The organism is Pseudomonas mohnii (genome assembly GCF_900105115.1).
In the GTDB taxonomy this organism is placed as follows: Bacteria; Pseudomonadota; Gammaproteobacteria; order Pseudomonadales; family Pseudomonadaceae; genus Aquipseudomonas; species Aquipseudomonas mohnii.
Genome location: NZ_FNRV01000001.1, coordinates 1,111,672 through 1,126,741 on the forward strand (window position 1 = coordinate 1,111,672; position 15,070 = coordinate 1,126,741).

A 15,070-nucleotide genomic window follows, 5' to 3' on the forward strand; every position below is an offset into this window, starting at 1 on the left:
TCAGCGACCGACCACAGGCATTGTCAGCAACTGCAACCGCTGGGCAATGGCGGCGGCGGGTGCATCGGGCCGGATTTTGCTCCAGCGCTTATTGGCCACGTCGCCGACGATCAACTGCGTGGAGTGCTGCTCGGGGGTCGGCACGATCTGGCCGATGCGCCCCAGGACAAGGTCCATCTGCGCCTTGTCGCCGGTAAGGAAAAGCCAGTGGGGGCCATCGACGCCCTGCTTCAAGGTGTAAGCCTTGAGTACCGCCGGGGTGTCCCGCAGCGGATCACTGGTAAGGGAAATAAAGGTGATGCCGTCCGCCTTGTCGCCCAGCACTTCGCGTACTTCCTTGAGCTTCTGGGTGATCAGCGGGCAGGCGTCAGTGCAGCTGGTGAAAATCACGTTGAGCAGCACCACCCGGTTCTGCAGCGCGTCGCTGTAGAAGCGCAGGGTGTTGCCGTTCTGGTCCTGCAACGGGGTGTCGGTGAACCAGGTTTTTGCGTCGCGGGTGCCGCCCGCCGGGTGTGCCGTGGTTGCAGCAGACGCCGGTGCCGGTTCTTGATGGCCTTCGTGGGCGAAGGCCAGCGCACTGAACAGGCAAAGGCAGGCACTCAGGGCAATGCGCTCGAGGGTTCTCATGGCTGATTCTCCATGGCAACGGCCGTGTGCTTGGCGTGGGCATTGCGCTGGCCGCTGAGTTTCTCGACTTCACGACTCAGCACCGCCGGGTCGGTGAAACCGTAATAACGCGTCCAGTGACGGCTGTTGCCATCGCCGACCAGAATCAGCGGCGCATGGTTCTTGAAGTCGCCGCTGAAGGTGCCAAGGCCCTTGAGGGTTTCGTTGACCGACTGCGTGGTGCCAGTCAGCCAGCTCCAGCCCGGGCCGTTCTGGAAGGTCCGGGCATAGTCGTTCAGGCGCTTGGCGTCATCGCGCTGCGGGTCGATGCTGATCGACACCAGTTGCACCTCGGTACCGACCCGTGCGCCGAGCTGTTTCTGCACCTTGCCCATGATCGAAGACACCACCGGGCAGACCGTGGTGCAGCTGGTGTAGATGAAGCTCATGACCACGATCTTGTTGCTGACCAGGTCTTTTTCCAGGCGGACGGTTTTGCCGTTCTGGTCCACCAGCGCCACGTCGGCGAATTTGACTTGGGTGCTCTCGGGGGTGGCGCTCTTGGCCTGCATGTCGTGACCGGCATGTTCATCCGCCGAGTGGGCCAGCGCCTGGCCGATGCCGACAGCCAACAGGCAGAAGGTCAGCAGGCCACGGTGTGCAAATCGGTTCATGTCGATGTCCTCTTCAATGAGTTTCGCCGGGGGTCACCCGAACACTGGCAAAGGTCTGGTCGCCGAAATTCGCCCCCAGTGACGCCGCCCGCACGTGCAGGTACCAGGCGCCTTGTCGATTGAGGTTGACCGGGGCTTCATACACCCCGTTGCCGACTTCCAGGGCCGCGACCTCCCGAGGCCGTGAAGTCGGGGCCAGGAAGTAACGCACCTGAACATCCTTCAGCCCACTGCGCTCGGTTTTCTGCTTGCCCTGGACGATGCGAAAACGCACGACATAGGGGTTGCCCAACGTGGCGGTGGAAGTGTCGAGCATGAACTCCACGCTCGGCACGCCAGCATGAGGCTCGAGGTCCTTGTCGGCCTCGACCACGGTGGTGAAGCAATGAATGATATTCGGCTGATTGAGCAGGAACGCCACGTCGAAGCGCCCGGCCGGCGGCAGCTTGATCCGCGCGCTGTACAACCCCGGCTCGACTTCGCGCAGGCTGCGGTCGATCACCAGCGCCGCCCGCGCCACTTGCCCTCGATTGGGGTAACCGGACATCGGGGCGTTCATGCCTTCGGCGTAGAAGTAGGTGGTGTTGTCCACCGGGTTGACCACGAACACCGCGTTGTCGTCCCGCGACACCGCCAGGCTCGCGGCCAATGGCAGGTCACCGGCCAGGCGCGGCGCCTGGGGCCCGGCTTCGAAGCCCTGGCTGATGGGCGTACGGCCTTCGCCGAGTGACGCCAGGTTGATCATCGTCACCTTGGGCGAGGCCAGTCCGCGGATATAGGCGTAGGCCTTGGTGAACACCACCTGATAGGGCTCGGCGGACACGTCCAGTTCATGGATCAACGAGTCGGTGGCGGCGTCGATGACCGCCGCCTGGTTCTCCAGGGTATTGAGCACGATGCCGAAACGCCCGTCGGCGCTGAACCCCATCGGGCCGAGGCCCTGCTTGACCTTGATCACCCGCCGCACCGACTGGCTCGCCGCGTCCACCACCGTAACCGTGCCGTCCTTGCCGTCGGCCACATAGGCCGCGCCGGACAGTGGCGAGTACACCACCGACAACGGGTGCGAGCCGGTCTTGAGTTGTTTGACGATGGTCAGGCTGGCGATATCGATGATGCTCAGGGTGCCGTCGTCGCGATTGGTGACGAAGGCGAAACGGCTGTCCTTGCTGAAGGCAATTTCGTGATGGCCGCCCCCGGTCGCCAGGTGCTTGAGGGTTTTCAGGCTGTGGGTGTCGATCACCGTGACCCCGGACCGCTGCGCTGTCTGTGCGTTGTTGCCGACCCACAGCAGGCGTTCGTCCGGTTGCAGCGCGACACGTACCGGGTTTGTGCCGGCCGCCACCGAATCCACCAATTTGAATTGCTCGCTGTCGATCACCGCGACTTCACCCGCCGTCGGCATCGACACGAACACCCGCTTGTTGTCCCTGGGGGTGACCCAGTCCATCGGCGGTTGCTTGATGTCGATCCGCGCCAGGGTGCTGGTAATGCCACCCACCGACACCGACGGATCGACCACCGAGACGCTGGCATCGCGGTTCATCACCATGAGGAAGTAGCTGTTGAGATCGAGCAGGGGCCGCGCGCCGATGCTCGACTTGAGGAACACCCCGACCCGCGCCTTGCAACTCTGTTCGCGGCCCTGGGCCTGGTCGGCGGCAAGGGTTTGCGGGTCCAGCCAGGCGCCCGGCGCAACGCCCGCCAAGGGTTGGCCGGAAGCCTTGTCGGTAATGCGGAACTGCACGTCGGCGAACTGCCCTTCGCGCAATACGCCGTCCGCGGCCAGCGGCTTGACGTCGAGCGCCACCGACACGCCGTCACGCTCCAGCGACTGTCCGCTGCGGGGATCGGGCAACGCAACGTCGCTGAGCAAGGCCGGAGGTGACAGGCGCCATACTCCGAGGCAGATCAGCGCCACGCCGACAATCAACGCGCCGCTGGCGATTTTGATGGTCCTGTTCATACCCACACTCCCCTTCAGATCTGTGTCTGCCTCATCGCCCCCTGTGGGAGCGAGCCTGCTCGCGAAGAGGCCAGCACATCCAACATTCATGTGTCTGACACTCCGCCATCGCGAGCAGGCTCGCTCCCACAGGTGTTGCGTTGTTGCCCGGCCTACGGCGCCGGTGCCGGCTCCGGTTCGTTGGTCACCCGCAGCAATCCCCACAACCCGGCGGTGTTGCCATAGGCGCCGTAATCGCGGAACAGGTAATCACCCGGTATCGCGTTGCTGCCCCCGGCACTCGGGTGCATGAAGCTGAAGTGCGCCGCCGGCAGGATGCTTTCGTGGGCGCCGACGTACATCGACATCGGGTTGTAGCCAAACCGCACCGAACCCACGCCAGGCGTGCCCATCGGGTAGCCACCGGTGTCGCTCTTCTCGGGCTGGAACGGGTTGACCGACCAGACGTGACCATCGAGCTGGAAGGTGGTGCCGCGACTGCCGCCGGTCGGCATCAGGATGTGCGTGCGGAACGGTTGCCCCGGTTTGACGTACAGCACCGGCGTCTGCGGATCGCCGCCCACCAACGCGTTGCTGAAAGCCATGTGCGCGTTCTGCACATCGCCATAGCCATGACCGTCGGCGTGGCCGAACGGCGCATCCGGGGCGAGACCGAAGCGGTACCACATCGGCTCTGTCTTGAAGTTGATGGCCATGCTGGAGTTGTCCTGCGGGTCGGTCGGCACGCCCGCCTCCGAGGCAATGCCTTCCACCGGACGACCATTGGCCCAGCGCATGTTCAAGGCCTTCTGCCAGACCATGGCAAAGTCGCGATAGGGGGTTTGCCCCGGCGCGGTGACGGTCGCATTGACCTTGCGTGTGTCTTCCGTCCAAGTGGCGCCCACCGGCAGGATGCTCATCGCTGCGCCCAGGCCTTTTTGCGGCTGCTTGATCACGTCTGCCGGCGTGATGTTCAGCCCGCCGAACTCCACCGCCGTGGCGTTGATGTTGTCGACACTGCGGCCCAGTTGGGTGATCGGCTTGCCTTCACGCTCCAGGTGCCCGGCGTAGTACTGATAGGTACGGGTCGGGTACGGTCCGGTGTTGCCCACCCGTGGCGGCACGGTCTGGATCGGGTTGGTGCCGACGTTGGTGCCGTCGGATTTGGTGATGTCGTAAGCCAGCAATTGCGCATGCAGGCCCACGGTGCTCGATGGCCGCAGCAGGTTATTGCTGAAGGTGGTCGAGCCCTCGCCGGCGTTGCGGTCACGCTTGACCATGCCCATCACGGTGGCCATCTGGGGCAGGTCCGGCATCACGCTGGGCAGACGGTTTTCCAGGGTGATGTTGATGCAGTCACCGGCCGCCGCACGCAGTACAAGCGGTTCCACCGGCACGCCGGGTTTGAGTTTGCCGGTGACCGGATCGAGGTCGGCCTTGCGCACATAGAGGATCGCGGTCGGGTCATGCAACGGCCCGCTTTGCCCGCCGATGGTGAAGGTCAGACCGTCTTCAGGGTCGGTCACGGTGACTTGTGGAATGCTCACCGCCCGCGAGTTGAAGACCAGGGTGCCACCGGCCGGATTCAACGGCCCGCCGACGTGTTGCCCAAGCCCCGCCGAGTCACCGATGGCCAGCCCCAAGGGGTTGCCGAGGATGTCGTTGGCCAGGGCCGCGACCACTTCATAGTTGCGTTGCGGGGTCGGCCGGGTGCCGATGCCGTTGGGGTTGGCGCCGATCCGTGGACAGGTGCCATCGAAGGCCACGGTGTTGCGCATGCCGGCCGGTTTCGGGTTGTTTGGCAGCGCGAACAGGTCGTTGCGCTGGGCCGTGTAGTTGCGCATCACACCCCAGATGCCGCTCCAGTAACCTTCCAGCGAAGCGTCCATGGAGTACAGGTAGTCACCGGTGGTGGCCGCCGAACTGGAGAGCATCGAGACCGGCGCAATGAAGCCCATCTGCTCGGAGATCCCGATCATCTGCGACGCGCGCCAGCCGGAGTTGGAGCTGTTGCCGAAACCGGAACCGCTTTGCAGCCACTTCACGCCGTGCAGGGTGACGTTGTGTTCCTCTTCGTGACCGCCGGCATGCACCCGCAGCCGCACGTTGTCGCCGGTGTAGGTGCGCAGCATCGGGGTGAACGGATCGCCCGGTTCCGCGCCGCCCTTGTTGATGTGCGGCGGGAACAGGGTGGTGCCGCCGGTGGGACCGGTGGCCGCGCTGATCAGGTTCGGCGCCAGGTTCATCGCCGGGATCGCACGGTCGGTACGGCTTTGCATGGCGTACGCCAGATCGCCGCCCAGGCCATCGGCCTGCATGCCGCGCTTGCCGTCAGGGCCGACCTTGTTCGGGTCGTACACCCGCAGGGCCAGCGGTTCGTTGCGGTAATTGACCACGAACATGCCGGGGTCATCGACCGATATCGCTTGCGGGCAAGGCCGGCTCGGGCAGCCCGGCATCAGACCGCCACGGGCTTCGACCACTTGCTCAAGCAGGGTCTCGGCTTCCTTGCGCACCGGCGGATTGATCGCGTAGCGGAAGCTGTCGGCGGTGGCCGGGAAGCGTTGCGCGTCAGGAATGCCATTGGGACCTGCGCCCACGTACACCCCCGCTTCATAGGCGTGCTGGAAGTCGCTGTATTCGAGGAAGAACTCACGGAAGCTGTCGTTCTTGCCGTCACCGTCCAGGTCGCCGGTGGAGATCACCGCTTGCCACGACGTCGGCCCGCCGTCCTGCCGCGCGCCGCTGTACAACGGCTCGCCGGTTTCGGCGTGGAACCAGGTGGAACCGGCCGGTTCGGCCAGCACGGTGGCGTACAGGCCAATCTGTTGGTGCGTCGATGGGCCGAGGTGGTCATGGGTGAAGATGGTGCCCAGGCCACGGTCGACACCCTTGGTGTTCACCACCGGATCGACGAACCAGCGTTGCATCGCGGTGCGCGCGCCGACCCAGTCGGCCCGGCCGTATTGGCCGAAGAACGGATGTGCCTTGGCTTTCGGGCACGCGGCCGTGCCGTCGCGCGGGTCGGTGCCTTCGCACTGGTTGAACTGGCGAATGGCGTGGATGCGTTCTTGCACGGCACCCGGTGAAAGGACGCCGTCCTCGTAGTTCCAGCCGTTGGCCGAACCGTCGGCCGCCGTCAGGTCCCATTTCGGCAGGTGGATGTGCTGGCCGATCACGTCGGTCGGTGTGCGCACCTGATAGTCGTCCATCTCATAGATGGCCGGCACCAGGTTGGTTTGCTGGTACTGCACGCAATCGAAGGTGTTCATGCGCATCACCAGTGGCTCTGGCGGACGCTGCTTGGTGATCACCGGCCAGGCGTCTTCCCACAGCGCGAGAATGCGCGCCTGCGGGAAGTGGTAGCCGACTTTGTTGTACACCGCGTCGAACTGAATGTTCGCCGCCTTGTAGATGCGCGGACGGTCGGCGGTGAAGGTCGAGGCACCGCTGAACGACATGCCGTCGATCCGCTCACCGCTGTTGAACTCACCGCTGCCGGCACTGCTGGTCAGGCGCTTGGCCCGGTCATCCATGCAGGGTTCGTAGTACGGTGCGCCCGCCATCGGCAGCGCGCCGTTGGTGCGGAAGTTGCGCGCCACCACCTGGTTGCCCGGCAGCACGGCGAAACTGGGGTGTTCTTTTTTGGCGTGGAACGCCATGGCTGCCTGCTCGACTTCGGTGCCTTCTTCGGGCAGGTACAGCGGCTTGGCGCGGGTCACTTCCTTGGAGAAATCCAGGGATGTGGTCACCGTGTGCGCCTCGCCGCCAGAGGCGAAACCGTCCAGCGAGTGACGCCCCAGGCCACCATCCCAGCCACCGGACTGCGCCGGATCGAGGTTGGCCCACAAGGCATTGCCACTCGATTTCAAGGCCTGGGCCTTGGCCGCGTCGAGCATGTCCAGCGGTGGGGTCGGCGGGCGTTGGCCGACCGAACTTTCCATACCGCCGATCCAGAAGGGATAGCCGGGGTTTTTCAGGCTGCCGTCGGCATTGCGGTTGGCTTCGCTGCGATCCACCAGCGCCAGCGAACCAATCGCCTGGCCCACCCCGTTGCCGCCATGATGCCCGCTGTCATCGTCGCCCTCTTCATCGTCGTCATCGTCATTGGCGGCCACCAGGGACTCGCTGATTTTCGGTACGACCGCGACTTTGCCCGGCATCGGCGCCATGGCTTTGCCCGGCAGCGGTACCACCGCCGGAATCGGCGTGCCGGCCACAATCTCACCATCGGGCAAGGCCCGTGCACCCGCCGCCGGTTTACCGCTGCGCAGGGCATAGGGTTCGCTGTGGTAACCGTCGGCGCCCTGTTGCGAGACTTCGAGTTTGGTGCCTTCTTCAAAGACGTCATGGACCCGCCACATGCTCCACATGCCTTGGGCAAAGTGCGGGTAGAAGTGGCAGTGATAAATCGCATCGCCCGCTACCCGGTTACGGTTGCCCGAACCGCCGTTGGCGATTTCATAGGTGTAGCCGGCGCCCGGCCCGATGCCCTGGGCGTCCACGTAGTCGGAGTTGTCGTCGTTGGGGTTGAACAGCCACTGATGCCCGTGCAGGTGGAAGATGTGCTGCTCATGGCCGTTGTGGGTGTTGCGGAATTTGACGAAGTCGCCGATGTAGCTGTGGTTGACGTTGGACGGCTCGGACGGATACAGCGCCATGGTCGCCTTGACCCCGACCTGATCGGCCCTGGGCACTTCACCGGGACGAATGTTTTCCAGCCCGGCGTTGGCCGGTACGTCCACCAGCATCGCCACGTCGCCGACGGTGTGAGAGCTGAGGAAGAATTCTTCATAGGCACACGACAGGCAATCGTGCATCGGCCCCACGCCCAGTCGGTTGGCCACGACCTCGGCGCCCATGCCGCCGGAACCGTAGTTGATCATGAAGCCATCGCGGGTCGGCTCCAGCACGTGGGCCATGACCGGGTCGGCCCAGTAGCCTGGAAACGCCTGGGTCGCGGCGGTTTCATCCTGGAACTGCGAAGCGAAGTCGCGGAAAGGCTCCAGACGATTGGGCAGCGCCGGGTTGCGTTTGCCCATGGATTCCAGCGGATAGGTCGAGGGCGGGAAGCTGCCGTCGGCGTTGCTGCCCATGACAATGGCGTCACTTTCGCTGGAAATGATTTCGTTGCCGTCGACCATGTTGATGATCGGCGTGCCGGCCTTGCCTTCACGTATCCAGGGCTGGCGCTGCGGGTAGCGCGCCTGGTAATCGACGATCGGCTGGCCGGCCGGGGTGCGCCCGGTGGTGGCCAGGCGCATCTCTTCTTCGGTCACGGTGTTGCGGTAGGTGCGACCGCCCTTGGGCACCACCACCACTTCGCCGAACAGCCCGTTGGCCACGTTGCCGGCCGCCCCTTCGCCACCGAAGGTCGCGCCACGGCTGCTGGCGGCGAATGCGCCTTCACGCTCGGCGTACAAGGTGTAGCTGCGCGTGGCACCCGGCGGGATCAAGGTATTGGCGTTGCGTCCGGTAAACGAAGCGATGTCGTCGATGCTGTTGACCGCTTGCATGCCGTTGACCTGGAAACCGACATGGCGGTCAGTGACCTGCTCATCGACCTTGAAGGCATTCTCGTTGCCGACTTCGACTTCGCCCTCCACGCCGCCATTTTCGTGCGAACCGGGGTTGGCCTGATAGGCCAGGAGGTTCTGCAGGTTGATGGTCAGGCAGTCGCCGGCAGCGACCCGCAATACCAGCGGACGCGGACGCTTGTCGGGGCGCAGCGACACCTTGCCCGGCACCGCGGCGCCGCCCTGAGCCAGGGATATCTCATGATCATCGACCACATCGCGACGCAGGGCGAACATCATGCCGTTAACGTTTTGCGCACCGAGGCGGTTGAACATCAGCGGCTGATCCAGCGCCACGACGTTGGCCACCAGATTGCGCTCACAGCGCGCAGCCGCTTCGGCCAACTCGACGCCGAACATCGAGGCCGCCAGCAGCAACAAATGAAAGACGGATGGAACGTGGAAAATGCCGGTCATGATCAAGGGCCTCGCTGTGGGTGCTCACAGGGAATAATTCTCGACAACTCCGTTGAGCAATCTGCATGCCATAAAAATTACGTTTACTTTTCATACGGTTACGATTGGCACTTGATACATCGGGGGATAATTCCCCACTTATTCCCCACTTTTTCGCCGGGGCCACCATGCCCCAATGTTGGGGAAAACCACCCCACGGCTTACGTTCACAGCGGGGCGTCGGCCGACAAGCCCTGCAAACGCCGGTACTGGCGCAGCACGCTGGGCACATAACGCTGGGTTTCGGCGAACGGCGGGATCACGCCGCCACGGCTGAGCACCGCTTGCGGCCCGGCGTTGTAGGCCGCCACGGCGAGGGCGATGTCGTTGTCGAACAGGGTCATCAGCCGCTTGAGATAACGGGCGCCGCCCTGGATGTTGGCCTTGGGGTCGTAGACGTCGGTCACGCCCATCTCGCGGGCCGTGTCGGGCATCAACTGCATCAAGCCACCGGCCCCCTTGGCGGACACCGCACTGGGGTTGTAGGCCGACTCGGTCTTGATCACCGCGTGCAATAGGGCGGCCGGCAACTGGTTGGCCGTGGCCGCCGCCGACACCAGCTCGGCGTAGGGTTGCGCGGCAATCATCTGCGGCTGTTGATCGAGGCTGACCACCGCCGCCGCGGGCTCGTGAATGACCCGTTCATAGTGCCGGCCGGGGCGGTGGACGTTGGACAGGACGAAGTTGCCGTTGGCATCCGTGGACACGAACACATCGGCTTGAGCGACGCCCGCCAGCAGCAGACAGCCGAGCATTCCCGTGGTGAGTGTTTTCATTGTTATGCCTCCCCTGCCCGGCCCCGAAAATTGGGGGTTATGCCCCAATGGCCAGTCGTGAATCAGCCATACGCAAGCACTGTGCCGAAAGCGCAGAAGCCCGTGGCACGCGGGTTACAGGGAGACGCCCAAGCCTTGACCAACCCTTTGCATGGCAATTGCATAAGGCCCTGATGCGACCCTTCTGCCGACTGTGTGAGGTCATCATGAATCAGCGACTGTGTTTCGCCCCGCGTGCCCAACGCGGCTTCACTCTGCTCGAACTGCTGGTGGTGCTGGTGGTGCTGGGGTTGTTGGCCGGCATCGTCGCGCCGAAATATTTCGCTCAGTTGGGCCGCTCCGAAGTGAAGGTGGCCAAGGCGCAAATTGAAGGACTGGGCAAGGCCCTGGACCTTTACCGCCTGGAGGTCGGCCATTACCCGTCGACCGAACAGGGTTTGCAGGCGCTGGTCACCGCGCCCAGTGACGAACCCCACTGGACCGGTCCGTACTTGCAGAAAAAGCTGCCTCAGGACCCGTGGGGCCGTAACTACACCTACCGCTACCCTGGCGAAAACGGCGAGTACGACCTGCTGTCCATGGGCAAGGACGGGCAACCCGGCGGCGAAGGCGAGAACGCTGAAGTCACCAGTTGGCAGTGACGGACATGGCCACCATGCGATTTCATCTCAAAGCCGTCGGCAAGGCCGGCGTGGTTTCCATGACCGTCGAGGCACCGGGTCACAGCGAGGCGCGGCGCATCGCCGAAGACCAGGGCCTGCGGGTGGTCAGCCTGCACGCCGAACGTCATTGGCGGGCGTTGCGCCTGAAGCAGCGCGAGACGTTCAACCTGGTGTTGTTCAGCCAGGAATTGACCACGTTGCTCAATGCCGGCCTGCCGTTGATCGATGCCCTCGAAAGCCTGGCGGAAAAAGAAACCGCGCCCCAGGCCCGCAAGACCTTGAGCGAGCTGGTGCGCCTGCTTTATGAAGGCAAGTCGTTTTCCCAGGCGTTGGCCCAGTTGTCGGCGGTGTTCCCGCCGTTGTACGTGGCTCTGGTGCAATCCAGCGAGAAGACCGGCGCCGTCGGCGAAGCACTGGGCCGCTATGTCAGCTATCGCCAGCGCATGGACGAGGTCCGCCAGAAGATCATCAGCGCCTCGATCTACCCCATGCTGTTGTTGGTGGTCGGGGGTGGCGTGGTGCTATTCCTGATGGGCTATGTGGTGCCGCGCTTCAGTCTGGTGTTCGAAGGACTGGGGTCAAACCTGCCGTGGCTGTCGCAGATCCTGATGAGCAGCGGCATGTTCCTGCACGCCCACCAGGGCGAGTTCTTCGGCGCCTTGCTGGCCGTCATCGTCGTCCTGGTGCTGCTCAAGCGCCAACCGGCCTTTCGCCGGGGCGTGGACCACCTGATCGAAAAACTCCCGGCGGTACACCAGCGCATTTTCATGTACGAACTGGCGCGTTTTTATCGCTCCCTGGGGATCCTCTTGCAAGGCGGCATTCCCCTGGTCACCGCCATGGGCATGGTCCGTGGCCTGCTCACGGTGGCCTCGCGCACACGCCTGGACCAGGCGTGCGAGCGGGTACGCGAAGGGCAATCGCTGTCGACGGCGCTGGAGCTCAATCATCTGGTGACCCCGGTGTCCCTGCGCCTGCTGCGTGCCGGTGAACAGTCCGGCAACCTCGGGCAAATGATGGAGCGCAGCGCCGACTTCTACGACGAAGAAATCAGCCGCTGGATCGAATGGTTCGTGCGCTTGTTCGAACCCTTGCTGATGACCTTCATTGGCCTGTTGATCGGGGTGATCGTGATCCTGATGTACATCCCCATTTTCGAACTGGCCTCGAGCATTCACTGACCGCTCTGGAACGGGGCCTGGCACCGCGACGGACGATTTATCGACGTCGCAAATGAATAAAGCGGGACGTTGAGGTGTTTATCGACAGTTCCTGCTGAATAAAGCAATGCATTGCATTGTTTATCAACGTTCCACCTGAAGAAGAAGACGGAGATCGATATGCACATGAACAAGCTTATGCTGGCTGTTGCAATTGGCGCAGTTCTGTCGGCATCTACCGTACTGATTCCGGACAACCTGTCCGGGGTTTCGAGCGCTCACGCAAGAGAAGGGGGTAGTGGTGGAGGTGGCGGCGGCCACGGTGGTGGTGGCGGCGGTAGTGGCGGTGGCGGTGGCGGCCACGGTGGTGGCGGCGGCGGTAGTGGCGGTGGCGGCGGCGGTGGCGGCCACGGTGGTGGCGGCGGCGGTAGTGGCGGTGGCGGCGGCGGTGGCGGCCACGGTGGTGGTGGCGGCGGCGGAAGTGGCGGCGGCGGTAATGGTGGTGGAAGCGGCAGTGGCCACGGTGGAAGTGGCAGCAGCGGCAACAGCGGCAGCGACCATGCTTCGGGGCACAGCGGCAGCACAGCTTCCTCCGGCTCGGGACGCAACAGCAGCCACGCAGAACCGGGTGATGACCATGGGGTTCATCGTGCCGGCGAGGTGGGCGACGACCACGGCGTGCACCATGCCGGACAACAGGCAGGCGACGACCACGGCGCTCATCATGCCGGTGAGGTAGGCGACGACCGCGGAGCCCATCGTGCTGGCGAAGTCGGGGACGATCGCGGCGTGCATGTGGGTGGCGAAGCAGGCGATGACAAACGGACCTGACATTCACTCATCAACACACGATCTGTGGGAGCTCGCTCCCACAGATATCCAAGGCACCCACAACATCTGCGCCCGACACAAATCCCCTGGAGCTGGCTTGCCAGCGAAGACGGTCTATCAGGCCCCATCCCTGTTGAATGGCCCGCCCCCATCACTCTGATCCAGCCGCTCGCGCAAAAACTCGATCAACGCCTGCACCGGTCGCGATGACTGGCGGTGTTGCGGGTACACCGCCGACAGGGTCAACGGCTCGGGTCGATACTCATCCAGCACCGACACCAGCCGCCCATCCTCCAATGCCGAACCGACAATGAAGGTCGGCAGGTATGTGATGCCCATTCCCGCAATCGCTGCGTCCTTGAGCAACTCGCCGTTGTTGACCCGCATGCGCCCGGTGACGTTGACGGCCAGCGGCTTGCCCTGCCCTGCGAAACGCCATTGCACCTGACGGCCGTGGCCATAAGGCAGGCAGTCATGGTTGTGCAAGTCTTCGGGTTTGAGCGGCGTGCCGCGCTCGCTCAGGTAAGCCGGGCTGGCGCAATACACTCGCTGGATGGAGGCGATGCGACGGGCGATCAGCGTCGAGTCTTCGAGAATGCCAATGCGCAGCGCCAGGTCGTAGCCCTCGCCCAGCAGGTCCACCGGCCGGTCACTCAAGTCCACTTCCACCGCGACCTCGCGGTAGCGCTGCAAAAACGCTGGCAGCAAGCACCCCAGATGGGCCAGGGCAAAGGACAGCGGCGCACTGACGCGAAGGGTGCCGCGCGGTTCGGTGGTCTGGCCGGCGATACCCTGCTCCACTTGCTCAACCTCGCTCAGCAAGCGCAGGGCCGACTCGTAATAACTCTGCCCCAGGGGCGTGACGTCCAGTCGCCGGGTCGATCGATTGAGCAATCGCACGCCGAGGCGCTCTTCGAGTTGCATCAAGCGCCGACTGACAAATTGCTTGGACAGCCCCAGTTGATCGGCAGCGGCCGTGAAGCTGCCGGAGTCCATCACCTGGCAGAAAATACGCATATCTTCGAAGGGGTTCATTGTCACATCCCGGTTGACAGTCAAACACTTTATAGCGGCTTTTTCCCGTTTAGGCACCCTATTAATCTGTGCTCACGGTGTTGCTGAGGCCTGAATCACACAGCCACCAGCAGCCTGAAACCCAGGTACTTAACGTCCAAGAATTCAAAAAGGATTTGCCATGAACATCGTCAAGAAAACCCTGACCGCTTCCCTCCTCGCCCTGTCCATCGGCAATGCATTCGCCGCAGGCAGCCCCGGCGTCGAACACAACACCCAGGCCTTCCTCGAAGCCCTCGCTGCCGGGGGTGGCAAACCGCTGGAGCAACTGAGCCCGAAAGAGGCGCGTGCGGTGCTGACCGGCGCCCAGGCCTCGGTGAAAGTGGACCTGTCCGGTGTCGAGGTGAGCGACCGCGCGATCAAGGTCGATGGCCAGACCCTCAACCTCAAGGTCGTGCGCCCGGCCAAGGTCAACGGTGAATTGCCCGTGTTCATGTTCTTCCACGGTGGCGGCTGGGTACTGGGCGACTTCCCGACGCACCAGCGGCTGATTCGCGATCTGGTGGTGGGTTCCGGTGCCGTCGCGGTGTATGTCGATTACACACCCTCGCCTGAGGCGCATTACCCGACCGCGATCAACCAGGCCTACGCCGCGACCCGCTGGGTGGCCGAGCACGGCAAGGAAATCGGCGTCGATGGCCAGCGCCTGGGCGTGGCCGGCAACAGCGTCGGCGGCAACATGGCCGCAGTCGTAGCCTTGATGGCCAAGGAACAGAAAACCCCGGCACTGCGCTTCCAGCTGTTGATGTGGCCGGTGACCAACGCACAGTTCGACACAGGCTCCTACCAGCAATTTGCCGAGGGCCACTTCCTGACCAAGGGCATGATGCAGTGGTTCTGGGACAACTACACCACCGACAAGGCCGAACGTGCGCAGATCCACGCCTCGCCCCTCAAGGCCGGCGCCGAACAGCTCAAAGGCTTGCCGGCCGCCCTGGTGCAGACAGCCGAATTCGACGTCTTGCGCGATGAAGGCGAAGCCTATGCCCGTCACCTCGACGCGGCGGGCGTGCCGGTCACGGCGGTGCGCTACAACGGCATGATCCACGACTTCGGCCTGTTGAACCCGCTGAGCCAGATTCCCGAAGTCCAGGCAGCGGTGCGCCAGGCAGCACTGGAGCTCAAGACACACTTGAACTGAGTCCTGTAAAAAGCCTGCCTTCGAACCAATGTTGTAGGAGCGAGCCTGCTCCGGGCGGAGTTCCGACGATGGACTTAAGAACGCCGCGTTTAATCAGTAAACGCGCGTTATCGTTAACGACCATCGCGAGCAGGCTCGCTCCTACAACATCGGCCTTCGGGCAGGCTTT

General features: G+C 63.7%; 10 protein-coding genes. 4 read left to right on the forward strand and 6 right to left on the reverse strand.

The genetic code is table 11. The features are described from left to right. The 5 genes from BLV61_RS05080 to BLV61_RS05100 form a co-directional block, all read right to left on the reverse strand. On the reverse strand, positions 1–627 hold the full coding sequence (locus tag BLV61_RS05080) for an SCO family protein (protein ID WP_047530698.1): 627 nt from the start codon (positions 625–627) through the stop codon (positions 1–3). Continuing rightward, the gene (locus BLV61_RS05085; RefSeq protein WP_047530701.1) at positions 624–1,280 is read right to left on the reverse strand and encodes an SCO family protein; all 657 of its coding nucleotides are present in this window, start codon (positions 1,278–1,280) and stop codon (positions 624–626) included. The genes BLV61_RS05080 and BLV61_RS05085 overlap by 4 nt, the downstream gene beginning before the upstream one ends. Before the next feature lie 13 nt (positions 1,281–1,293). Then, positions 1,294–3,246, reverse strand: coding sequence for a YncE family protein (locus tag BLV61_RS05090; protein ID WP_090463117.1), 1,953 nt, complete (start codon positions 3,244–3,246; stop codon positions 1,294–1,296). Between the two features lie 152 nt (positions 3,247–3,398). Next, complete coding sequence (gene mnxG / locus BLV61_RS05095; RefSeq protein ID WP_090463120.1) at positions 3,399–9,218, reverse strand: manganese-oxidizing multicopper oxidase MnxG; 5,820 nt, start codon at positions 9,216–9,218, stop codon at positions 3,399–3,401. 206 nt (positions 9,219–9,424) lie between these two features. Beyond that, complete coding sequence (locus BLV61_RS05100; RefSeq protein WP_047530709.1) at positions 9,425–10,033, reverse strand: transglycosylase SLT domain-containing protein; 609 nt, start codon at positions 10,031–10,033, stop codon at positions 9,425–9,427. Positions 10,034–10,239: 206 nt separating this feature from the next. On the opposite strand from BLV61_RS05100, the gene gspG reads away from it, so the two are divergent. The 3 genes from gspG (at position 10,240) to BLV61_RS05115 (ending at position 12,686) form a co-directional block, all read left to right on the forward strand. Next, on the forward strand, positions 10,240–10,674 hold the full coding sequence (gene gspG, locus BLV61_RS05105; RefSeq protein ID WP_047530712.1) for a type II secretion system major pseudopilin GspG: 435 nt from the start codon (positions 10,240–10,242) through the stop codon (positions 10,672–10,674). A gap of 14 nt (positions 10,675–10,688) precedes the next feature. Further along, entirely contained in the window at positions 10,689–11,876 is a 1,188-nt protein-coding gene (locus BLV61_RS05110) for a type II secretion system F family protein (RefSeq protein ID WP_090469765.1), read from the forward strand. A gap of 159 nt (positions 11,877–12,035) precedes the next feature. Then, a complete protein-coding gene (locus BLV61_RS05115) occupies positions 12,036–12,686 on the forward strand; it encodes a hypothetical protein (RefSeq protein WP_090463123.1) in 651 nt (216 codons plus the stop codon). A 117-nt stretch (positions 12,687–12,803) separates the two neighbouring features. Here the strand turns inward: BLV61_RS05115 and BLV61_RS05120 are convergent, their stop codons facing one another. Next, positions 12,804–13,721 (reverse strand): LysR family transcriptional regulator, encoded by a 918-nt coding sequence (locus BLV61_RS05120; protein WP_090463126.1) that lies wholly within the window; start codon positions 13,719–13,721, stop codon positions 12,804–12,806. 160 nt (positions 13,722–13,881) lie between these two features. Here BLV61_RS05120 and BLV61_RS05125 point away from each other — a divergent pair, with 160 nt between their 5' ends. Beyond that, positions 13,882–14,901, forward strand: a complete 1,020-nt coding sequence (locus tag BLV61_RS05125; RefSeq protein ID WP_047530719.1) for an alpha/beta hydrolase — start codon at positions 13,882–13,884, stop codon at positions 14,899–14,901. Positions 14,902–15,070 lie beyond the last annotated feature (169 nt).